This window comes from Nocardia sp. NPDC050712, assembly GCF_040654295.1.
Lineage (GTDB): Bacteria > Actinomycetota > Actinomycetes > Mycobacteriales > Mycobacteriaceae > Nocardia.
The window spans coordinates 908,887-930,039 of sequence record NZ_JBFAHT010000004.1 but is presented as its reverse complement, the minus strand read 5'-3'; the positions used below and the strand labels follow the sequence as shown (position 1 = coordinate 930,039).

At 68.9% G+C, this 21,153-nt stretch carries 23 protein-coding genes and 1 pseudogene; 8 read left to right on the top strand and 16 right to left on the bottom strand.

All coding sequences use genetic code 11. The features are described 5' to 3' along the window. Positions 1 to 31: 31 nt before the first annotated feature. From AB0H76_RS32335 to AB0H76_RS32325, 3 genes are read left to right on the top strand one after another with little or no spacing between them, the layout of a single operon-like run. Positions 32 to 457, top strand: a complete 426-nt coding sequence (locus tag AB0H76_RS32335; RefSeq protein ID WP_357330818.1) for a hypothetical protein — start codon at positions 32 to 34, stop codon at positions 455 to 457. Between the two features lie 55 nt (positions 458 to 512). Next, on the top strand, positions 513 to 668 hold the full coding sequence (locus AB0H76_RS32330; RefSeq protein ID WP_357330817.1) for a hypothetical protein: 156 nt from the start codon (positions 513 to 515) through the stop codon (positions 666 to 668). Between the two features lie 9 nt (positions 669 to 677). After that, positions 678 to 887: a CsbD family protein gene (locus AB0H76_RS32325; protein ID WP_357330816.1), complete on the top strand. Its 210-nt coding sequence runs from the start codon at positions 678 to 680 to the stop codon at positions 885 to 887. A gap of 70 nt (positions 888 to 957) precedes the next feature. Here the strand turns inward: AB0H76_RS32325 and AB0H76_RS32320 are convergent, their stop codons facing one another. The 7 genes from AB0H76_RS32320 to AB0H76_RS32290 all read right to left on the bottom strand — a co-directional run bounded on the left by AB0H76_RS32320 (position 958) and on the right by AB0H76_RS32290 (position 6,898). Continuing rightward, positions 958 to 1,638 carry a phosphoribosyltransferase family protein gene (locus tag AB0H76_RS32320; RefSeq protein ID WP_357330815.1) on the bottom strand — a complete coding sequence of 227 codons (681 nt, stop codon included), beginning with the start codon at positions 1,636 to 1,638 and terminating at the stop codon, positions 958 to 960. 125 nt (positions 1,639 to 1,763) lie between these two features. Beyond that, entirely contained in the window at positions 1,764 to 2,471 is a 708-nt protein-coding gene (locus AB0H76_RS32315) for a phosphoribosyltransferase family protein (RefSeq protein WP_357330814.1), read from the bottom strand. Positions 2,472 to 2,579: 108 nt separating this feature from the next. After that, positions 2,580 to 3,350, bottom strand: a complete 771-nt coding sequence (locus AB0H76_RS32310) for a GAF and ANTAR domain-containing protein (protein WP_357330813.1) — start codon at positions 3,348 to 3,350, stop codon at positions 2,580 to 2,582. 166 nt (positions 3,351 to 3,516) lie between these two features. Continuing rightward, positions 3,517 to 4,239, bottom strand: a complete 723-nt coding sequence (locus AB0H76_RS32305) for a VIT family protein (protein WP_357330812.1) — start codon at positions 4,237 to 4,239, stop codon at positions 3,517 to 3,519. A gap of 39 nt (positions 4,240 to 4,278) precedes the next feature. Continuing rightward, on the bottom strand, positions 4,279 to 5,859 hold the full coding sequence (locus tag AB0H76_RS32300; protein WP_357330811.1) for a GMC family oxidoreductase: 1,581 nt from the start codon (positions 5,857 to 5,859) through the stop codon (positions 4,279 to 4,281). Positions 5,860 to 5,928: 69 nt separating this feature from the next. After that, the gene (locus tag AB0H76_RS32295; RefSeq protein ID WP_357330810.1) at positions 5,929 to 6,489 is read right to left on the bottom strand and encodes a YdcF family protein; all 561 of its coding nucleotides are present in this window, start codon (positions 6,487 to 6,489) and stop codon (positions 5,929 to 5,931) included. A 31-nt stretch (positions 6,490 to 6,520) separates the two neighbouring features. Continuing rightward, positions 6,521 to 6,898 (bottom strand): hypothetical protein, encoded by a 378-nt coding sequence (locus tag AB0H76_RS32290; protein ID WP_357330809.1) that lies wholly within the window; start codon positions 6,896 to 6,898, stop codon positions 6,521 to 6,523. Positions 6,899 to 7,063: 165 nt separating this feature from the next. Between AB0H76_RS32290 and AB0H76_RS32285 the strand changes: the two genes are divergently transcribed. Beyond that, a complete protein-coding gene (locus AB0H76_RS32285) occupies positions 7,064 to 7,771 on the top strand; it encodes a DUF5642 family protein (protein WP_357330808.1) in 708 nt (235 codons plus the stop codon). Here the strand turns inward: AB0H76_RS32285 and AB0H76_RS32280 are convergent. Then, positions 7,768 to 8,829, bottom strand: coding sequence for an AraC family transcriptional regulator (locus tag AB0H76_RS32280; protein ID WP_357330807.1), 1,062 nt, complete (start codon positions 8,827 to 8,829; stop codon positions 7,768 to 7,770). The two genes, AB0H76_RS32285 and AB0H76_RS32280, sit on opposite strands and share 4 nt — an antisense overlap. A 9-nt stretch (positions 8,830 to 8,838) precedes the next feature. Here AB0H76_RS32280 and AB0H76_RS32275 point away from each other — a divergent pair, with 9 nt between their 5' ends. Beyond that, on the top strand, positions 8,839 to 10,296 hold the full coding sequence (locus AB0H76_RS32275) for an NAD(P)/FAD-dependent oxidoreductase (protein ID WP_357330806.1): 1,458 nt from the start codon (positions 8,839 to 8,841) through the stop codon (positions 10,294 to 10,296). A gap of 73 nt (positions 10,297 to 10,369) precedes the next feature. Beyond that, a complete protein-coding gene (locus AB0H76_RS32270) occupies positions 10,370 to 10,783 on the top strand; it encodes a nitroreductase family deazaflavin-dependent oxidoreductase (RefSeq protein WP_357330805.1) in 414 nt (137 codons plus the stop codon). A 46-nt stretch (positions 10,784 to 10,829) separates the two neighbouring features. On the opposite strand, the gene AB0H76_RS32265 is transcribed toward AB0H76_RS32270, so the two are convergent. From AB0H76_RS32265 to AB0H76_RS32230, 8 genes are all read right to left on the bottom strand, one after another. Then, a complete protein-coding gene (locus AB0H76_RS32265; RefSeq protein WP_357330804.1) occupies positions 10,830 to 11,321 on the bottom strand; it encodes a hypothetical protein in 492 nt (163 codons plus the stop codon). Positions 11,322 to 11,347: 26 nt separating this feature from the next. Beyond that, entirely contained in the window at positions 11,348 to 12,397 is a 1,050-nt protein-coding gene (locus tag AB0H76_RS32260; protein WP_357330803.1) for a MerR family transcriptional regulator, read from the bottom strand. A gap of 40 nt (positions 12,398 to 12,437) precedes the next feature. Continuing rightward, positions 12,438 to 13,580 (bottom strand): RNA-guided endonuclease TnpB family protein, encoded by a 1,143-nt coding sequence (locus tag AB0H76_RS32255; RefSeq protein WP_357330802.1) that lies wholly within the window; start codon positions 13,578 to 13,580, stop codon positions 12,438 to 12,440. Positions 13,581 to 13,717: 137 nt separating this feature from the next. Beyond that, positions 13,718 to 15,007 carry an ABC transporter permease gene (locus AB0H76_RS32250; protein ID WP_357330801.1) on the bottom strand — a complete coding sequence of 430 codons (1,290 nt, stop codon included), beginning with the start codon at positions 15,005 to 15,007 and terminating at the stop codon, positions 13,718 to 13,720. After that, positions 15,004 to 16,260: an ABC transporter permease gene (locus AB0H76_RS32245; protein ID WP_357330800.1), complete on the bottom strand. Its 1,257-nt coding sequence runs from the start codon at positions 16,258 to 16,260 to the stop codon at positions 15,004 to 15,006. Before AB0H76_RS32245 ends, AB0H76_RS32250 begins: the two co-directional genes overlap by 4 nt. Continuing rightward, entirely contained in the window at positions 16,257 to 17,774 is a 1,518-nt protein-coding gene (locus AB0H76_RS32240; RefSeq protein ID WP_357330799.1) for an ABC transporter ATP-binding protein, read from the bottom strand. The genes AB0H76_RS32245 and AB0H76_RS32240 overlap by 4 nt, the downstream gene beginning before the upstream one ends. 3 nt (positions 17,775 to 17,777) lie before the next feature. Continuing rightward, on the bottom strand, positions 17,778 to 18,878 hold the full coding sequence (locus AB0H76_RS32235; protein WP_357330798.1) for a BMP family ABC transporter substrate-binding protein: 1,101 nt from the start codon (positions 18,876 to 18,878) through the stop codon (positions 17,778 to 17,780). 53 nt (positions 18,879 to 18,931) lie between these two features. Further along, complete coding sequence (locus tag AB0H76_RS32230; protein WP_357330797.1) at positions 18,932 to 19,597, bottom strand: phosphoribosylanthranilate isomerase; 666 nt, start codon at positions 19,595 to 19,597, stop codon at positions 18,932 to 18,934. A gap of 361 nt (positions 19,598 to 19,958) precedes the next feature. On the opposite strand from AB0H76_RS32230, the pseudogene AB0H76_RS32225 reads away from it, so the two are divergent. Together AB0H76_RS32225 and AB0H76_RS32220 are read left to right on the top strand one after the other, a co-directional pair. After that, positions 19,959 to 20,445, top strand: a pseudogene (locus AB0H76_RS32225) (methylated-DNA--[protein]-cysteine S-methyltransferase). Beyond that, complete coding sequence (locus tag AB0H76_RS32220) at positions 20,438 to 21,142, top strand: 2OG-Fe(II) oxygenase (RefSeq protein ID WP_357330796.1); 705 nt, start codon at positions 20,438 to 20,440, stop codon at positions 21,140 to 21,142. The pseudogene AB0H76_RS32225 and the gene AB0H76_RS32220 overlap by 8 nt, the downstream one beginning before the upstream one ends. Positions 21,143 to 21,153: the final 11 nt, after the last annotated feature.

The following is a 21,153-nucleotide window of genomic DNA, read 5'->3' as shown; positions in this document are numbered from 1 at the left end:
TAATACACACTCCAGCGACTACGGGATTGTCATGATCATTCTCATCGGGCTGCTCGTCCTCATCGGGGCGACCATCGTCGGCGTCGCCGGTGTAGCGGCGAACACCGGCGAATTCGATGCCTCGACAGGGGAATTCGCAGTATTCGACTACAGCTTCACGGCGTCGGCCGGTGAGCTGTTCCTCTACGGCATGGCCGTCGGGGCCGTCGGAATGCTCGGTCTGGGACTGCTGCTGGTGGGGCTCTTCCGCGCCTCCTCACGTAGCCGTGCCACGCGCCGGGAACTCCGGCAGTCACGGCGGGAGGTGGCGGCCGCACAGCGGACCAACACCACACCCGACATGGCGAAGCAGCCGGCTGCCAGCAAGCCGGTCTGGAGCCTGAATCGGTTCATGCCCAAGTCGTCCTCCGCTTCGGTGGACGCCACGCACCGTACCGGGGCCACCCCCACTCGGTGATTTTTCACAAAAGCCTGGCGATCAGCGTTCGATCGTCGAAGAAAGGGATAAGAACATGATTATTCTCGGATTGGTGCTCCTGGTAGTCGGTTGGCTGCTCGGCATTCAGCTGCTGGTCACCGCAGGCATCATCGTGCTGCTCATCGGCGCTGTCCTGCTGATCGCCGGCTCGGTCGGCCGTCCGGTCGGCGGCCGCCGACACTATTACTGAGGTTGAGCGATGTCAGGGTTGAATGACCGTCCCGCGGGTTCCGGCCCGAGGCGGGGTAACGGATTCTCGCATCAAATTCAGGCGGCCACCGGCAAAGTCAAGAAGCTCCTCGGCCAAGCGACGAACAATCGCCGGCTCGAAGGGGAGGGACGCCGAGATCAGGCCCGTGGCAATCTGAAGCGCGCCGCGGACAAACTGAGGGACGCGTTCAAACGCTGACTTGGTCGCGATAATGCCGGCCGATGGGCACCGAGCCCATCGGCCGGCATCGGCGTGTGCGGGGCAGCTTTTACAGAACCGGATCGACCTCGGCGGGTAATACCACCGGGGGTTTCGGCGGGCTGGGCCGCGCGAGCAATTCGCAGACCGCGGTATCGGTGACATCGTCGAAACGCTGATACCACTGCGCGATCGAATGGAACATGGCCGGGGTCTCCAGGCAGACGACGATATCGGCGGTGCGGCTCAGACTGCGGATCGCCCGGGGCGAACCGACCGGCACCGCCAGGATCACGCGCTCCGCACCCCGGGACCGGGCCACCTCGATCGCCGCGCGGGCCGTGGCCCCGGTGGCGACGCCGTCGTCGACGATGACCGCCGTGCGGCCGTCCAGCCGGAACGGCGTCATCGCGCCTCGATAGCGGATAATGCTGCGGGACAGGGTGTTCCGTGCCTCGCGCGTCACCCGGTGGCGTTCCGGATCGGAGACGAAGGCGCGTAACAGGATCGGTTCGTCGATGACCTGCACGCCGTTGGCGGCGATCGCGCCGAACACCAGACCCGGCTGGAACGGCACCCGCAGTTTGCGGACGACCTCCACCTCCAGCGGCAAACCCAGCGCCGCGGCCACCTCACAGGCCACCGGCACCCCGCCGCGCGGGACAGCCAGAACCACCACATCGGGGCCGTGGAATCCCCGTAGCCGTTCGGCAAGCCGCCGACCGGCGTCGCGACGGTCGTGGAATGGCATCTGGGGGACCTCCTGAGTCGACTCCGCCACGGACTCGAGCCGCGCTTCTGGACTCGGAGAGTGCTTGTAGCTTACGCCCGAACAGATCGGGTCGCGAGCGGCGTCGAAAGGCTCAGGCGCGCGGCTCATTCGGCGCGGCACCCGTCGGAGATCAATTCCTCCGGTGGTCCGGCATTGCCCGATGCCGCCGATAACCACCGATTGTTCGCCCGATCGAGCAGGTCGACGACCTCCGCGTCGCCGACCTCGTGGTAATCCCGGTACCACCGGCCGATCGAGTCGAACAGGGCCGGCGTCTCCAGGCAGACCACATTGTCGGCCAGTGCCGCCAGGTCCCGGATCGGCCGGCAGGAGCCGACCGGTACCGCGTAGACGACGCGATCCGCGCCCTGCGCGCGAGCGCTGGCGCACGCGGCCCGCGCGGTGGCGCCGCTGGTGACGCCGTCGTCGACGATCATCGCGGTCCGGCCCGCCAGGGGCAGCCGCGCCCGCCCGTTCCGGAAGGCTATGACGTTGCGCGCCAAAGTATCTCGTGCCTCGAGCAGCACCTGCTGGCGCTGCTTGCCGGACACGAAGGCGCGGACCATCTCGTCGTCCTCGATGACCTGGACCTCGTCCTCGGCGACGGCGCCGAACACCAGCGGCTGCTGGAACGGCACACACAGTTTGCGCACCACCACGACCTCCAGCGGTAGCCGTAACGCGGTGGCCACCTCGAAGGCGACCTCCACGCCGCCGCTCGGCACGGCGAGCACGACGACCTCGGCGCCGCGGAACGCGCGCAGGCGCTCGACCAGGCGGCGTCCCGCGTCGCGGCGATCGGAAAAGGGCATGGGAATCCTCCTGAATCAATGGATTGATCACGAAGATGAGCCGCGCTTCGGGACTCGGGAGGATTCGGAGTTTAGCCACCTGATCAATTGATCAGGGAGGTAACGGAACTATTGCGGTGTGCCCTCGGCGAAATGCGATCCCTCGGGCTCGGCGCCCGTGACAGTGCGAATGATCTCGCGGGCGATTTCGACGAGTTTGACGTTGCGATGCTGGGAAGCGCTGCGCAGCATGTCGAACGCGCGGGTGCGGGTGCAGCCGCGCTGTCCCATCACGATGCCCAGCGCCTGATCGATGAGCGACCGGGAGGCGAGCGCGGCCCGCAACTGTGCGGTGCGGTCGTTCTGCCGGGCCACGGTGAGGGCGGTGGTCAGCAGGAGGCTGGTGTGCTCGCCGGTCAGTTTGATCGCCCAGCGGGTCTGCTCGTCGAAGCCGTTGGGCGTGGTCGCGTACAGGTTCAGCGAGCCGATGGGCTCGCCGTCGGCCAGCAGCGGCTGGGAGTAGATGGACCGGATGCCGTGCGCCATCACCCGGGCCGGGTAGTCGCCCCAGCGCCGTTCGCGCGCCACGTCCGGCACCGAGACCGGCTCCGCGGTGTGCATGGCCTCCAGGCAGGGGCCGGTGCGCTGCTGGAATTGGATCTCGTCCACCCGGCTCGCCTCGGCGCCGGTCGAGCCGACGGTCACGGTGTCCGCGGCGCGTTTGAGGGAGACGCCGGCCATCGGCCGGCCCGGCAGCATCCGGGAGGCGACCGTGGCGAGGTCGCGTAGCGCCGCCTCGATGTCGCTGGTGGACAGCAGTAGTGCGGTCAGTTCCGACATTCCGGAGACGAGTTCGTACGCCGCCTTCTCGTCATCTCGTTCCCTCATGTCCTGCGACATGGCTGTCCTCCGTCGGCTGTCGGATGCATCACCGATGTGCCGTCCGCGCTGCGAATTCGCTGCGGTCCGGCTCGGCGCCACAGGCTCCCGGCCCGGTGCTGGGCCGTAGCGGTGGTATCGAACTCGATAGGCGGATACCCGCTCGCCGGCTAGGGAAACGGGGCCGTCAGATTCCGGAAAGACCTGCCAGCTGGCCTATTCCATAGGTCACGGCCATGGCGAGGGCGCCGCCGACGACGACCCGCAGCACCGCTCGGCCCCGGTCGCTGCCGCCTAGCCGGGCGCTCACCGACCCGGTGGCGGCCAGCGCGACCAGCACCGCGACGAAGGTCACCGGGATACGCAGGTGCGCGGGCGGCAGCAGGATGGCGAACAACGGCAGCAGCGCGCCGAGGGTGAACGAGACCGCCGAGGAGGCCGCGGCCTGCCAGGGATTGGTGAGTTCGGCGGGGTCCAGGCCCAACTCGGCTTCGGCATGTGCGGTGAAGGCATCGTGGGCGGTGAGCTCCTCGGCGACCTTGCGCGCGGTCTCCGGCGTCAGGCCCTTGGCGGTGTAGATGCCCGCCAATTCCGCCAGCTCGCTCTCCGGTTCCTCCCGCAACTCCCGGGCTTCCTTGGCCAGCAGCGCGCGTTCGGAATCGCGCTGGGTGCTGACCGAGACGTATTCGCCGACCGCCATGGAGATCGCGCCCGCGCCGAGTCCGGCGACGCCTGCGGTCAGGATGGCCGCGGTGCTCGCGTTCGCGGCGGCCACGCCGACCACCAGCCCGGCGGTGGAGACGATGCCGTCGTTGGCGCCGAGCACGCCCGCGCGCAGCCAATTCAGGCGGGACGAGAACCCCTCGGTGTGCGGCTCGTGGGGATGTGCTCCGCTCGTCGGCTGCGCCATGGCTCGGAGGTTATCCGCTCGAGCGCGCCGGGCGTGCGCTCACCGATCGCGCCGCAGTTCGTCGGCCAGCCGCACCGCGAGCGCGACCAGGGTCAGCGTCGGGTTGGCGTGTCCGGTGGTGGGGAACACCGAACTGCCGGCGATGTAGAGGTTCTCGACCCCGTGCACCCGGCAGTCGGTATCGACGACCCCCGCGTCCGGGCGCGCCGCCATCCGGGTGGTCCCGGTCGGATGCGCCCAGTCGGTGAGCCGCGCCGGACCGTCGCTGTCCGCGCGGGCCCAGTCGTAGAGCGCCGGTTCGGGATAGCCCAGCCGCGCGAACTCCGCCACCGCGAGTGCCGCGGCCCGGCGGACGGTGCGGTCCTCCAGTTCGTGCACCCGCCAGTCGATCCGGGCCAGCGGCACCCCGAACCGATCCACCCGCTCGCTCAGCGCGACCCGGCTGTCCGGATCGGGGACCTGTTCGACCATGCAGCGCACCTCGATGCGGTCCAGCTTGTGCGGCAGCCCGGCGTGCTCGATCAGCCGGCGGCGCGCCCCCGCCAGCAGCAGCCCGGAATTCGCCAGCGCCACCCGGGCGTCGTGCCGGGTGCCGCGCCCGCGCATCAGCTGTTTCACCGACTCCCACGGGTCGTCGTCGGCGGGCACCTCCTGCAGCCACAGTGCGCAGTTCAGCAGCTGCTCGGCCCGCTGCACGGCCGGGGACAGGGCCAAGCCGTGCAGGAAGGTGTGCCGCCCGTGCGCGCTCTTGACCACGTACTTGCCGAACCGGTGCAGCGCGGTGTGGGCCTGCGCCGGTTCCAGCGCGCCGACCGCGCCGCAGCGATGATCCATCAGGTAGCGCCCGACCAGACCGTGCCGATTGCCGACCCCCTCCGGGCGGATCCGGCGCGAGGCCAGCAGCAGGCGCGGCGTGCTGATGCCGCCCGCGGCCAGCACGAAGCGCCCGGCGCGGACGGTGCGCGCCTTGCTGCCCGCCACTTGCAGCGCCAGCACCTTCCGGCCGTCCGCGTCGGTGTCGATATGGGTGACGGTGGCGTTGACCAGCACCCGGACATTGGGTGCGGTCAGCTCCCGGACGTGCCTGCCGAAGCGCTTGCAGTCGAACGGATCGACGGGGTCGCGGCTGATCTGCCAGAAGTAGGCGCGAAAGCGGTTCGGGTCGAGGGTGTCCCGGGGCCGGGCCCGCCCGGCCAGCTCCCAGAACGCGTCGCCGGTGAATCCGGTGCCGTAGCCGATACCGACATGGCGGGCCGCGCGTTCCAGGTACGGGTCCAGATCGGTGATCGGCCACCCGGATCCGGGTACCCAGGGGCGGGCGCCGAAGTCGAGGTCGTCGAGCAGGCCGCAGCGCCCGCTCCAGCTGTGTGAGTTGCCGCCCAGGATTCGATCGCCCGCCACCCGACCCGTGCCCGCGCGGACCGCGCCGGTGCTGTCGATGTCGTCCAGGGCGTTGGCCTGCTCGCTGGGCTCGCGCCCGCCGCTCTCCAGCACCAGGACTCGCAGCGAGGTCCCGGCGAGCTCGGCGGCGAGGGTCAACCCGGCCGGGCCCGAACCGATGACGCAGATGTCGGCGGTCAGCTCGTCGTCGGCGACCGTGTCCAGCTCGTCGATGCGCATCAGCGTTCCTCCCTACACCGCTGCCGGTAGGGGCAACTCTAAGTGGGAAGAGGCATTTTCAGTCGGTGTTCAGCAACCGCGATGCAGGAACGCGCGCACGTACCCGGCCGACTGGCGGATGTACATCCAGGTCCAGAATTTCGGCCCGGACTCGCTGGGGCTGGCCACCATCGTCAGGTCACCGTCGAAACACTTGGACACGATGTAGCGGGCCCGCGATACGTGCGGGGTGTAGGTCACCACGATCAGGTGGTGCCAGCCGAATCGCTGTGCGCGACGGCGGATCTCCTGTGCCTCCCCGTCGGTGGTCCACGGATCGGGGACGAAACAGGACACGGTGAAGTCGAAATGACCGGCGCAGTACCGGTCCATCACCGTGTCGTCGTTGCCGGTGGAACGCGAGATCAGCAGCTCCGGCGCGTAGCCGCGGCGGGCCAGATCCAGGCCGAGATCGAAGCGTTCGTAGGCGGTGCCGCCGAGCACCACGATGGCGTCGGCGCGGCGCAGGGGATCGGTCTGGGGATGGATGTAGACCGGCACGCCCGCCACCGCGGACAGCGCGACGAGGGCGAGCAACAGCAAACCTATTCGAGCGACCCGCGAGCAGGCGCCGCGGCCGTGGCCCCGCATGCGTCCGACGATACGCGAAAGCCACTGCGGCTCAATGACGGACGCGGCGCACCTTCCGGACGGGGGTGGGATGCGGCATGAGTTTGCGGTGGATCAGTTGCAGCGCCACCAGCAGCAACATGGCCAGGGTGGCGGTCAGGTAGTCGCCGAGCAGGAGCGCCAGCATCGCGAAGCCGCCGAACAGCGGCAATTCCAGCAGCGCGCACCAGCCGAGGACGCGTAGTCGCGTGGCGTTGGAATCCAGCCAGCGCACACCGTCATCGATGATCTCGCGCGCGGTCACCGCGCAGACCATGCCGTCGCCGACCTGGATGAACCGGTGCACCGCCTCGTCGCGCGACAGCTCACCCAGCCATGCCCGATCGATCAGGCGCTTGCCCTCTTCGGCAACCTCTCTGACCGTGTCCATACGGCCCCTTTCTCACCCGGCTCCGCCGCGGTCATCCCGGCGCATGCCGGATCCGCGGCAGAAGTCTAGGGGCCGCCCAGGACAGTGCCTAGAGGTGATTCGCGCCGCCTTTGTCATGTCCGGTCCGGTGCGCGAGACCTGGTGCGGGGCTGGCATGCTGACGCCATGATCAATCAGCGGGGTGCACGGTGGATGGCGGGTCTCGCGGCGGGTGCGCTGCTGCTGGCCGGATGTAGCGAATCGGCGTCACAGGGCAGCACGGCGGCGCCGAGCACGCCGCGCGATCAGCTACTGCTGACCCAGGACGAATTCCCGGCCGGGGCCCGGAAGGTGGAGCTGCCCAAGGACAAGCTGGAGGCGGCCGCCGCGGACATGGCCGGCCTGCAGGACACCGCCACGCTCACCCCGGCGGAATGCGCCTCGATCACCAAGGATCTCGGCACCGCGAGCAAGACGCTGCTCACCGATTCGGCCGTCTCCGCCGCCACCGACGGCAAGTCCGGTGTCATGTACATCGAGTTCCTCGCCGGGCGCACCGGTGACCTGCAGGCCATCACCGACGGCAACAAGCGCTGCGGTGAGGTCACCGTGACCAGCTCGGTCGAGGGCAAGCAGATCAGCACCACCGCCAAGGTCGAAAACCTCAGCGCGCCCGCCGATTTGAAGGGCGCCACCGCGATCGCCTACCTCACCACCACGGTCTCGACCGTCGGCTCGGGCAAGCCGCTCACCTCGGTCGGTTACCAGGGCATGGCCGTGCTGCGCGGGACGACGGTGGTCGTGCGCGTGAGCGCGATCAAGGATTCGCTGGACGAGGCCGCCTTCCAGAAGGTCTTCGTCGACGCGGTGCGCAAGGTCGAGCAGGCCGCCTAGCGCTCCCGGCGCGCGGCGCTGGGGGTCAGGCCCCACCAGCGCCGGCAGCAGCGGGTGAAGGTGGCCTGCTCGGAAAGGCCGAGCAGCGAGGCGATCTGGGTCATCGGCATGTCCGTCGTGCTGAGGTAGCGCCGGGCCTCGTCGCGGCGGACATCGTCGAGGATGGCCGCGAACGTGGTGTCCTCCGCGGCGAGCCGGCGTTGCAACGTGCGCGGGTGCAGCGTGAGAAGCTTTGCCACGATGCCGATTTCGGGCGGCGTGGTGCCCAGCAGCTGCTGAATGGCCGCCCGCACCTGCGGCACGAGCGAGACGCCCGCGTGCCGGGCCTGCTCGGCGAGGAACGCGATGGCTAGGCGGTGCAGGTTCTCGTCGCCACCGGACAGCGATTTGCCGGTGAGGTTGCCCGGCACCCGCAGCACGGCGGCCGACCGCCCGACCCGCACCGGTGCGCCGAAGAAGTCCTCGTATGTCCGCAGCGGGGCTTGCGGGTGGTAGGGCAGTTCGACCGAGCGCAGGCCGTACCGGTCGCCCGCCAGCCGCTGGATGGTGCGGTGCAGAAATCCCAGACCCAGATCGGTGCCCTGCACCGGCGTCGGCAGGCCGGGCTGCACACCGTACCGCAGGGCCACCACGCCGCGGTCCGCGTACGGATCGGGCTCCATGGTCAGGCTCAGCGAACGCGCGTGCACGAACAGGTAGCGCGAGGTGCACTCCAGCGCGTCGGCCAGGGTCGGTGAGTTGCGGATGGCCAGGGCGAGCGGCCCGAGCATGTCCAGGTCCTGCCGGTAGGCGATGCGCAACCCCAGGTCGGCGCAGTCCAGGCGGTGTGCGGCGAGTTCGAGCACCGCGGCCATGGCATCGTCGGGGACCAAGATGTCGTCGGCGTCGAGCGCGGCGATCGGGAGCCCGACCGCGGCGGCCAGCTCCTCGGCGTGGCCGCCGAGTTCGGCCACTACCGCGCGGAAACCGCGCAGCCCCGCGGACCTGATCACCGACATGTCGTCCAGAATCAAATAGTTGTCGCGCAAAGTCAAGAATCCGGTCTGCTGCTTTTCCACACTGGAGACATGAACGCTGAGGTTCGGGACCATGTGGATGTCGTGATCGTGGGTGCGGGCCTGTCCGGCATCGGTGCGGCCTACCGGCTGCAGACCGAATGCCCCGGCAAGAGCTACGCGGTGCTGGAGGCGCGCGCGGCACTCGGCGGCACCTGGGATCTGTTCCGGTACCCCGGCATCCGCTCCGACTCCGACATGTTCACCCTCGGGTACTCGTTCAAGCCCTGGCGGGACGCGAAGGCGATCGCCGACGGCCCGTCCATCCTGCGCTACATCAAGGAGACCGCCGCCGAGTTCGGCATCGATCGGCACATCCGGTACAGCACCAAAGTCGTTGCCGCCGAGTGGTCTTCGGATGTAGCGCAGTGGACGCTGACGGTCGCGACCGAGGCCGGCGAGCGCACCCTGACCTGTAACTTCCTCTACACCTGCGCGGGCTACTACAACTACGACCAGGGCCACGCGCCCGAATTCCCCGGCGCCGCGGAGTTTTCCGGGCAGACCGTGCATCCGCAGTTCTGGCCCGAGGACCTCGACTACGCCGGCAAGCGCGTCGTGGTGATCGGCAGCGGCGCCACCGCAGTCACCCTGGTTCCCGCCATGGCCGACACGGCGGCCTCGGTCACCATGCTGCAGCGCAGCCCGACCTGGATCAGCGCGGTCCCCGGCCGCGACAAGCAGGCCGACAAGATCCGCGAGCTGCTGCCGCCGGACCTCGCGCACCGGGTGATCCGCACCAAGAACATCCTGTTCAATATCGGCTTCTACCAGTACTGCCGTCGCCGGCCGGCGGCCGCGCGCAAGCTGCTCACCGGTCTGACCACGCGCATCCTCAAAGACGAGAAGCTGGTCGCCGAGCACTTCACGCCGTCCTACGACCCGTGGGATCAGCGGCTCTGCGCGGTGCCCGACGCCGACTTCTTCAAAGCGATGAAGAAGGGCAAGGCCGAGGTCGTCACCGATCAGATCGAAACCTTTGTCCCCGAGGGCATCCGGCTGCGGTCGGGCCGGGTGCTCGCGGCCGATGTCGTCGTCACCGCGACCGGCCTGCAACTGCTCGCCTTCGGCGGCATCACGCCCATCGTCGACGGCCGCAAGGTCGAACTGGCCGACCAATTCGTCTGGCAGGGCGCCATGCTCACCGGCATCCCCAACTTCGCGGTCTGCCTGGGCTACACCAACGCCTCCTGGACCCTGCGCGCCGACCTCACGCACCGGCTGGTGTGCAAGGTGCTGCGCCACATGGACCGCAACCGTTTCGCGGCCGTGGTCCCCGAACCCGAGGGCACCCTCGGCGAGCGCCCGCTGCTGGACCTGGCCTCGGGTTATGTCCAGCGCTCCATCGCGGACTTCCCGCGCCAGGGCGACCGGCATCCCTGGAAGGTGCGCCAGAACTACCTGCTCGACACCGCCACCACCATGCGCACCAACCTGCACAAGACGCTGACGGGAACCCGCGCCCGCTGATTCGGGTGCGGCTGCCGGGAATTCGGCGGCGGGGTCGGTACGTTCCTAGGATCAATCCGAGGAAGGGAACCCTGTGGCCAACGACTGGAACGCGAACATCATCGAGGAATTCCGGGCCAACTCCGGCAAGGTCGGCGGACCGTTCGAGGGCCGCGATCTGCTGCTGCTGACGAGCACGGGCCGGACCTCCGGTCTGCCGCGGACCTCGCCGCTCGCCTACGTCCGCGACGGCGAGCGCATCGTGATCATCGCCTCCAAGGCCGGCGCGCCCACCAACCCCGACTGGTACTACAATATCCTGGCCAACCCGGAGGTCACGGTCGAGCTCGGCACCGACAAGTTCCAGGCCGAAGGCACCGCGATCACCGAGGGGCCCGAGCGCGACCGCCTCTACGCCGCGATGGTCGAGGTCATGCCGGGCTTCGCCGAGTACGCGGAGAAGACCAGTCGCGTCATCCCCGTCGTCACGCTCGCGTCGCTGTCCTGATGCGCCCGGCCGGCTTCGCACCCGGTTGCCGGGTGCGAGGCGCGGCTCAGGGTGCGGTCGCGCGCCGGGCTGTGTCGCCGGCGCGGATAGCGGACTCGATCTCCTCGACCGCGCCGCGCAGCATCGTGCCGTAGCCGTCCTGGCCCAAGGTGTGCAGGCAGGCGCGGGCGGCGTCGAGGGCGCGCCGCGCGGCCTCGAACGAACCGAGCTGCCGGTAGTTGTCGGCCAGGTTGAGATGCAGCGAGGGATAGAACCCTGCCACGTCGAGAGTCGAATGATGCTGCCGCGCACGGTCATTCGTCAGGCTGTCGGCGGCGTCCAGGGCCCGTACGTCCCAGGCGAGCGCCTGCGCGGCGTCGTCCTGGAGATCGGCCAGGAAGTGGGCCAGGGTGCAGCGGTGCAGCGGATCACCCTGCGGGCCAAGGCCTTTCCAGATATCGTCCAGTTCGGTACGGGCGCGCTGCGGATCGCCGGCGCGGCCCAGCGTGACGGCTCGCATGATGGCTTCCATCGTGGGGTCGGCACTTGTGGTACTCATGGGAATCTCCTTGTCGCTCAACATGATCAGGGCAGGTGTACGGGCATGACCAGCGTGGTGAGGTCACCGTCGGTGGCCGACCGGAGCATCGCCGGCTGGTCGGCGGCGGCGAGATCGAGCATGACCTCGGGCCCGACGGCACTGGTCAGGGCCGCGCGCAAGACCTCGGGATCGAAGGCGATGTCCAGGGGTGCGCCCCGGACGACCGCGGGAAGCGCGCGAGCGCCGCGCGAATCACGCACGGTGAGCACCGATTCGGTGATGGACAGCACCAGCGGACCCGTGCTCGCCGTCGCGAGCAGCGCCGCGCGCTCGGCCACCACGCGCGTGCGGACCGGCGCCAGACCCGCGAGCACCGCCCGGTAGTCCGGGAACGGTTCGTCGATCAGCGCGCACCGCCGCACCCCGCCGGTGGCGGTCAGCGTCAGCGCACCGTCCTCGACCGCGAGGCCGACCTCGGCGCCCGCCCGCAACCAGGCACCGGCCGCCGCCAGATCCGCGGCCGCCACCACCGCGGACCAGGGGGCGGCCGGTTGCCGCGGCACCAGCGTCCGGGTCGACAGGCGATACCGATCCGTCGCGGTCAAGGTCAGGGCCGAGCCGTCGGCCTCGAGGAAAACCCCGGTCAGCACCGGGAATTCGCCCCCGGTCGCGGCCGCGGCGCGCACCTGCTCGAAGGCCTCGGCCAGCGCCGCCCCGGGCACGACGACCCCGCCGAGTCCCCGCTTGATCGCCGCGGCGACCGCCGCCGCCGCTCGGGCCCGCTGCTGCAAACCCGCCACGTGCTCATCGAGCAGTCGCGCCGCCTGGGCGGGCTCCGCCGCGAGGATCCGGACAACCAGCTCCAGCGGCACCTCGATCTCGCGTAGCCGCCGGATAACCACCGCCTGCCCGCACTGCTCCTCGGTGTAGTACCGATAGCCCGTGGCGGGGTCTACCCGGGCGGGCGGCAGCAGCCCGCAATCGTCGTAGAACCGCAGCGCGCTGGCGGTCACACCGGTGGCCCGGGCCATCGCGCCGATCGTCAACTCATTGACTTCCTCCCGGCCCTGACGGACCTGGATTTCCTGCCTCACGACAGGGGGTTCCTGTTTCATCGACAGTTGCCTTCCCGCATCAGCTGCGGGATGGTCTCACACCATCTCCACAGGCGAGCACCGCAAGCCCTGCGGCGCGCATATTTATGGCTGCGTTCACATCCCGATCGTGGAGCGCGCCACACCGGCACGTCCATTCCCGAATGTTCAACGGCATCTTGTCCGCGATCCGCCCACAGGCCGAGCAGGTCTTCGAAGACGGATAGAACCGGTCGATCGCCACGACCGTGCGCCCGTACCAATCCGCCTTGTACTCCAACATCGACCGGAATTCCGACCACGACGCATCCGAGATCGCCCGCGCCAGCGAATGATTCCGGACCATGTTCCGCACGCTCAAATCCTCGATGGCGATCACTTGGTTTTCGCGCACCAACCGAGTCGAGAGTTTGTGCAGGTGATCCCTGCGCCGATCCGCGATTCGCGCATGAACCCGAGCCACCTTCAATCGGGCCTTCGCCCGATTCGCGGAGCCCTTTTGTTTCTTCGCCAACACCCGCTGAGTGTTCGCCAACCGGGTGCGGTCCTTCTTCTCGTGCCGAGGATTCGCAACCTTCTCCCCGGTTGAGAACACGTAGAGGGAAGTGATCCCAGCGTCCACGCCCAACGTCGCGTCCGTGGCCGCATGTTCGGTGATTGTGTCCTCGACCAGGATCGACACGAAGTAGCGCCCTGCTGAATCCGTGGATACCGTCACCTGTGATGGCATGACGCCTTCGGGCAGTGGACGCGACCAGCGGATGTTCAACGGTTCGGATTGCTTCGCCAACTTCAGGTGACCATCGCGGTAGGAGAAGCAGTTGGCGAAGTAGGTAGCCGAATCTCGCGATTTGCCCTTCTTCTTGAACTTCGGGTATGCGGTTTGCTTGCGCCAGAACTTGTCGAAAGCGCCTTGCAGGTTCCGTAGAGTCGCCTGCAGCGGCCCCTTGGAGGGCTCGGTGAGCCACTCGGTTTCGGGATCGCGTTTCCACGCGGTGAGCATTTTGTCGGTTTCCGCGTGGGAAACGCGGCGCTGCTCCTGCGTCCATGCGCGGGACCGCTCGGTCAAGGCCCGGTTGTAGACGTAGCGGACGCAACCGAAGGTTTGCGCGAGCTGGTGGGCCTGCTCGCGGGTCGGATGAAAGCGGTACTTGTATGCCCGCTTCACCACCTTCGATGTCATGGCGACAAGCTATCATTCCTGTCCGTATGATTCGAACGAATGTGCTATTACTGTCTTGAATGACAGGGCCTGTGCGCTACGTTTTCTGGTCACCCGGCCATCATGGAGCCTCAGGTAACTCGAAGGTCAACCCGCGGCTATTTGCTCCCGGGCGTGTACGGAATACCGTCGGCGGCCGGCGCCACCGCCCGGCCGATGAACCCGGCCACCACCACCAGGGTGACCGCGTAGGGCAGCATGCCCAGGAACTCGGTGGGGATGGGGTTGCCGGGCATGGTGTTGAGGAACCGTTGCAGGGCGCTGGAGAAGCCGAAGAGCAGGGCGGCGGCCAGCACGCCGAAGGGATGCCAGCGGCCCACGATCATCACCGCCAGGGCGACGAAGCCGAGGCCCGCGGTCATGTTCTTGCTGAACGACACATTGTTGGCGATGGTGAAGAACGCCCCGCCGAAACCGGAGAGCGCGCCGGCCAGGGTGACGTTCCAGAAGCGCAGCCGGTTGACATTGATGCCGGCCGCGTCGGCGGCGGCGGGGTGCTCGCCGACGGCGCGGGTGCGCAGGCCCCAGCTGGTGCGGAACAGCAGATAGGACACCACGCACACGCAGACCAGCGCCACGTAGACGAAGATGTTCTGGTCGAACAGCACCGGCCCGAGGATCGGGATGCGGGCCAGGAAGCCCAGCGAGTCGCCGACCCGCTGCACGGTGGCGGGCTGATTGAGCGAGCCGTCGGCGCGCATCAGCCGCTCGTAGAGGAAGCCGGTCAGGCCCAGCGCGAGCAGGTTCAGGATGATGCCGGTGACGACCTGGTTGACCTGGAACCGGGTGGCCAGCCAGGCCAGCAGCAGCGTCGAGCAGACGCCGCTCAGCGTGGCGGCCAGCATGCCGACATAGGCGTTGCCGCTGATCGAGGCCAGCAGCGCGGCGGTGAACGCCCCGGTGAGGAACTGCCCCTCGATACCGAGGTTGATCACGCCGGAGCGTTCCGCGACGACGCCCGACAGCGCGCCGAAGATGAACGGCAGCGCCAGGAAAAGTGTGGTGGCCAAGACGAATTCGACCGGGAAGCCGACACCGGGGGTGACGGTCCAGGACAGCGCTCCGACGACGAGCGCGGCGACCCCGCCGCCGATCAGCGCGCTGTCCGAGCGGCGCAGCAGCGGCGCCGGCAGCACGAGCAGCGCCGCCCCGGCCAGCACCGCGAGGACGCTCAGCACCGAGACCACGGCCAGGGTGCTCACCGTCCAGCTCGAGTCGACGGTCTGGTCCAGCCGATAGGTGGTGGTCCGGCCGCCCTCGATCAGCAGCAGGCCCAGCCCGCCCAGCACGACGCCTGTGCCGCAGAGCCCGAACCCGCCGGCGGTGTGCCGCCGGAAGAGCTTGTCGGGCACCGCGATCTGTTCTTCGGTGCCGGTCGATGCGTTCACCAGCCCCTCGCTTCCAGAGTGTTGAGCCCGCCGCGCGGTGTCCGCAGCCGCAGCAGGGTTTTGACCAGCGAGGGTGCGGCGATGAACAGCACGATGACGGCTTGCAGCAGCGTGGACATCTCCACCGGGATGGCGGGTTGCATGTGCAGCGTGCCGGACTTGAGCGCCCCGAAAAGCAGTGCGGCGGCGACGATCCCACCCGGATGCGCGCGGCCGAGCAGGGCCACGGTGATGCCGTCGAAGCCGTATTCCACCGCGGTGCCGGGGTTGACCGTGTACGGGCTCAACCCGAGTGCCAGCGCGGCGCCGCCGAGCCCGGCCAGCCCGCCGGCCACGGCCATGGTGGTGGTGAAGGTGCGCCCGATATCCATGCCCGCGGTCTGCGAGGCGTTGGCGTTGGCGCCCACCGCGCGGATGCGGAAGCCGAAGGTGGATCTGCTGAGCAGCCACCAGGTTCCGGCGGCGAGGGCCAGCCCGAGCAGCAGTCCGACGCTGACCCGCAGGCCCGACCCGGCCCAGCCGAGCAGCTGCGGCAGCCGTGCGGAGCCGTCGACCGGTTTGGAGACCAGCTCCTGGGAGGTCACCGAATGGATGAATGTCGTACCCAGTGCCCACATCAGGAAGTAGGTGGCGATGTTGTTCAGCATGATCGACGAGATGACCTCGTGCGCACCGGTTCTCGCCTTGAGATAGCCGGGGATCGCGCCGAGGAAGCCGCCCGCCAGGCCGCCCGCGAGCAGCGCCAGCGGAAGATGCAGCAGCGGGGGGAGATCCACCGCGAAGCCGACGATGAGCGCGCCGAGCAGGCCGAAGATGAACTGGCCCTGCGCGCCGATATTGAACAGCCCCGCCCGGAACGCGAGCCCGACCGCCAGCCCGGTGAACAGCAGCGGCGTGGCGTAGGTCAGGGTCTCCGAGATCGGGCGCAGCACCTGGGCGAGCGTGGCCTCGCCCTCCAGGAACTGTTGCAGGCGGCCGACATCGAGGATCGAGCCTTCGAAAAGATCCTGATAGGCCGTGCTCACGGCATACCAGCAGGCGCTGACCGCATCGCCCGGGCGCGCGAACAGGTAACCGAAGGTGCCGCGCACGCCGGGATCGGAGACGATGATGAGGAGCGCGCCGATGACGAAGGCCAGCAGCAGCGAGTAGACCGTCACCATCACGCTGTTGGCTTCGGTCAGATAGCGAACGAAGGTGGGGCCGAAGCCCTTCCGGCTCGATTCGGTGTCCGGTTCGGTTGTCGTGTTCACGCGTCGCCTGACGAGGTCTCGGGTCGGTGTCCGATCATGAGCTGGCCGATGTCGGAGCGCGGGCTGTCGGGCGCCACCTCGCCCACGATCTGGCCGTTGTAGATGACGGCCACCCGATCCGACAGCGCCAGAATCTCATCCAGCTCCGCGGAGATGAGCAGCACCGCGGTGCCGGTGTCGCGCTCGGCGACCAGCCGGGCGTGGATGAACTCGATGGCGCCGATGTCCACGCCGCGGGTCGGCTGCGCGGCCACCAGCACCTTGCGCGGCCGGGAGAATTCGCGCGCGATGATGACCTTCTGCTGGTTGCCGCCGGAGAGCGCGGTGACCAGCTCCTCGGGGCCCTGGGTGCGAATGTCGAACTCCGCGATGGCTTGTGTGGCGACGGCTCGGACCGCGGCGTCGTCGACCACACCGCGCCGTGACAGCGGCGGCTCGCGGTACTGATTGAGCGCGATGTTCTCGGCGACGGTGAAATCGCCGACCAGCCCGTCCCGGGCGCGGTCCTCCGGGATGTAGCCCAGCCCGGCCGCGATGCGCCGGTACGGATGCCAGCGGGTGACCTCCGCGCCGGTCATCTCGATCGAGCCGGACGCGGGGGCGAGGGTGCCCAGGATGGCGCGGGCCAGTTCGGTCTGGCCGTTGCCCTCCACACCCGCCAGGCCGACGATCTCACCCGCGCGCACGGTCAGGTTCAGCCCGTCCAGGACGGCGCTGCCCCGATCGTCGAGCACGGTGAGATCCTTGATCTCCAAGGCGTTTCCGGCCGGTGCGGCGGGCGTCTTGGCCACCGTCAGCGAGACCTCACGGCCCACCATGGCGGCGGCCAGTTCCGCCTCGCCGTCCGTCGGCGCGGCCTCGGCGACCACCTTGCCGCGCCGGATGACGGTGATGGTGTCCGCGACCGCCTTCACCTCCTTCAGCTTGTGGCTGATGAAGATGATCGACATGCCCGCGGCCGCCAGATTCCGCATGATCGCCAGCAATTCGGCGACCTCCGGCGGGGTGAGCACCGCGGTGGGTTCGTCCAGGATCAGCAATTCGGTGTGCCCCGACAGCGCCTTGACGATCTCCACCCGCTGCTGCACGCCGACGGGCAGGTTCTCGCAGATCGCGTCCGGATCCAGTGCCAGCCCATAGCGTTCGGAGACCTCGCGCACCGCCTGCCGGGCCGCGCCGCGATTCAGGATCCCGGCCCGGGCGTGCTCGCGGCCCAGCTGGACGTTGTCGGCGACGCTGAACGGGCCCACCAGCTTGAAATGCTGGTGCACCATGCCGATCCCGGCGGCGATGGCATCGCCGGGGGAGCGGAACCGCACCGGCGCGCCATCGATCAGGATCTGTCCGTCGGTGGGTTCCAGAATCCCGTACAGCATGTTCATCAGCGTGGATTTGCCCGCGCCGTTCTCGCCGAGGACGGCGTGGATCTGACCCGGCAGTACCTCCAGGTCGATCGCGTCGTCCGCGACGAAGTCGCCGAATTTCTTGGTCAGGCCGCGTAATTCGAGGCGCATACGCTAGGGCTTCGGCGCGGCGGGCGAGGTGACCACCACGGTGCCCGCGATGATGTCGGCCTCCAGCTGCTTCAGTTCCTGCTTCAGAGCCTCGGGGACCTTGCTGTCGAAATCGTGGAACGGCGCCAGCGCCACACCCTTGTTGTTCAGGGTGCCGATGTAGCGGCCGTCCTTGGCGCCCTCCTTGAAGGCGTTGTCGATCGAGACCCGGATCGCCGAGGAGATGTCCTTCATCGAGGAGGACACGATGATCTGCTTGTACTCCGGAACCGCTTCGTAGCCATCGGAATCCACCCAGATCATGGTGGCCTTGCCGCCGTCCTTGATGGCGGAGGCGCCACCGAGGCCGACCGGCCCGGCCACCGGGTGGATCACATCCGCGCCCTGGGCCAGGAAGTTCTCGGTGAGCGAGCGGCCCGCGCTGGTGTCGTCGAAATTGCCGGTGAACGAACCCTTCTGGGCCTGGGTGTCCCAGCCGAGTACCGCGGTATTGGTGTTGTGTGTCTGGTTGTACTTGGCGACACCGGCGGCGAAGCCGTCCATGAAGATGGTGACGGCCGGGATCTGCATGCCGCCCCAGGTGGCGACCTTTCCGGTCTTGGTGGTGCCGGCCGCGAGATAGCCCGCCAGGTACGAGGATTGGGCCGCGTTGAACTCCATCGAGTACACGTTGGGCAGGTCGACGTGCGAGTCGACGAGGGCGAACCGCTTGTTCGGGTTCTCCTTGGCGACGGTGGTGATCGCGTCGGCCATCAGGCCGCCGACGCCGATGACCAGGCCGCACTTCTCGTCGTCGGCCGAGGCGCGCAGGTTGGGCTCGTAGTCGGCGGTGCTGTTGGACTGGCGGTAGCTGCCCGAGATCTCCTTGTTGGCGTCGACCGCCGCCTTGACCCCGTTCCAGCCGGACTCGTTGAACGACTTGTCGTCCACGCCGCCCGCGTCGGTCACCATGCAGGCGCGGAACTTCGCGTCACCGGCGCCGTAGGTGTTTCCGGACCCCTTGGCGTCCTTGTCGGCCGGGGGCGAACCGCAGGCGGAGAGCAGAGCGATCGCCACGGCGGCACCGCCGGCGACTATGGTCTTCAGGGCAGTGGCAGATCTCATCTGCTCACATTTACCCCATTCGCGGTGTGCGCGATTGAAATTGAAACATTGATTTACACAATTTCGGCATCGGTGTCGCGGTGCGCCGCGCGCACGAATGCCGCGCACGCCTCCGGGTGTTTATTGCCCGCCTCGTCCTCCACGCCGCTGTTGACGTCGATCGCGAACGGGGCGACCACGCCGATCGCCGCACCGGCGTTCGCCGGGGTCAGCCCGCCCGCGAGGATCACCGGGCAGTGCAGCTCCGCCGCGATCTGCGCGCTGATCGACCAGTCGTGCGTCTGCCCGGTCCCGCCGAGCCGGTCCATGGTTCGCGAGTCCAGCAGCACCGCATCGCAATCCACCGCCTCCTCGCGCGCGACGTAGAGCGCCTCGGGCCCCGTCACGTGCACCGCCTTGACGATCCGCCGCCCTCGCGCGCCCTTGCGGACCTGCCGCACCACATCGGCGCCGACCACGCCGTGCACCTGAATCGTGTCCACCCCCACCCGGTCCGCCAGCTCGACGATCTCCTGGGCCTCCTCCAGATGCGTCACCAGCACCCGGCTCACGAACGGCGGCACCAGCCCCGCCAGCCGCTCCGCCTCCTCGACCTCGAGCGCATCCTCACTGAAATGCGTCACCCCGCAGATGAATCCGACCGCGTCGGCTCCCGCCGCCACCGCCACCCGAAGATCGTGTTCGGACCTGATCCCGCAAATCTTCGCTCGCACGGCCATACGCCCGACCCTAGTCCGCCACCGGGAAGGCCCTCGCCGAATTGTGCTCGATGCCAACCGGCTCCGGGGCGACAACGACTTCGGCGCACGCAATTCCGCGGGATGGTGTCCGGTCCGGAAAGCTCGCGCGACGCTCCGGCCTGGCCATTCGGTCGGAACGCCGCGAATGGCGGCGCCCGGATGGCGTGTCGCTTCGTAGCGTTCTAGTCGGCTCACCGCGGTGCGCCGGGCCGTCCGGGCATCCATGGAGGGGAGTGCCCGGGCGGCCGGTTTCCGCGTCAGTGCCGTGTCTGAATTCCGCCAGCCGATGCGCCGGGGGTGCTGCAGATTGGGGTCAGGACGTTGACGAGAGGAGTCGGAGATGACGGTGCACGCGGATGTGGACAGCCCGCTGGGGGAGTTGCGGTTGGCGGGTGAGCGCACCGCCGATGGTGTGGTGCTGACCTCGGTGTCCATGGTGGACGGAGTGGTGCCGGAGCGCCGGAACGACGATCCGGCGGCTTTCGCGGAGGTCGCCGCGCAACTGCGTTCGTACTTTGCCGGTGAGCTGACGCGGTTCGCGCTGGCGTCCGCGGATCACGGCACCGAATTCCAGCGGCGGGTGTGGGCGGCGCTGGACGACATTCCGTACGGGACGACCGTCAGCTACGGCGAGATCACCGCGCGGATCGGCGCGCCGCGGGAGCGGGTGCGGGCGGTCGCGGCGGCGATCGGGGCCAACCCGCTGCTGATCGTGCGGCCGTGTCACCGGGTGATCGGCGCGAACGGCGCGATGACCCGGGTACGCGGGCGGCCTGGAGCGCAAGCAGCGGTTGCTGGAACTCGAGGGGGTGCTGCTCGGTGCTTGAGGTCGCGAATTCGGCGGTGGCCGCGCAGGATTGGCCCGCGCTCGCCGCGGAGCTCGGCGAGTACGGCCACGCGCTGACCGGCCCGCTGCTCACTCCGGGCCGCTGCCGGGAGATCGCCGGGTACTTCGCGCAGGACGACCGGTTCCGCACGACCGTCGACATGGCCCGGCACCGTTTCGGATCGGGCCGGTACCGCTACTTCACCCACGACCTGCCGCCCGTCGTGGCCGAGCTGCGGCAGGCGTTCTATCCGAAACTGCTGCCGATCGCGCGGGATTGGGCCGACAAGCTCGGCCGCCCGGCACCCTGGCCGGACTCGCTCGACGAGTGGCTCGCGCGGTGCCACGCGGCCGGGCAGGACCGCTCCGCGCAGATCCTGCTGCGCTACGGCCCGGGCGACTGGAACGCCCTGCACCGGGATGTGTTCGGCGAAATGGTCTTTCCGCTCCAGGTCGTGATCGGCCTGGACGCGGACTACGCCGGCGGCGAGTTCCTGATGGTCGAGCAGCGGGCCCGGGCGCAGTCGCGCGGCTACGCCACCCGCGTCCCGCCCGGGCACGGCCTGGTCTTCACCACCCGCGATCGCCCGGTGCCGAGCAAGCGCGGCTGGTCCATCGCCCCGATGCGACACGGCGTCAGCGTGCTGCGCTCCGGCACGCGCCACACCCTGGGCCTCGTGTTCCACGACGCGACCTGACCGATTTTCCC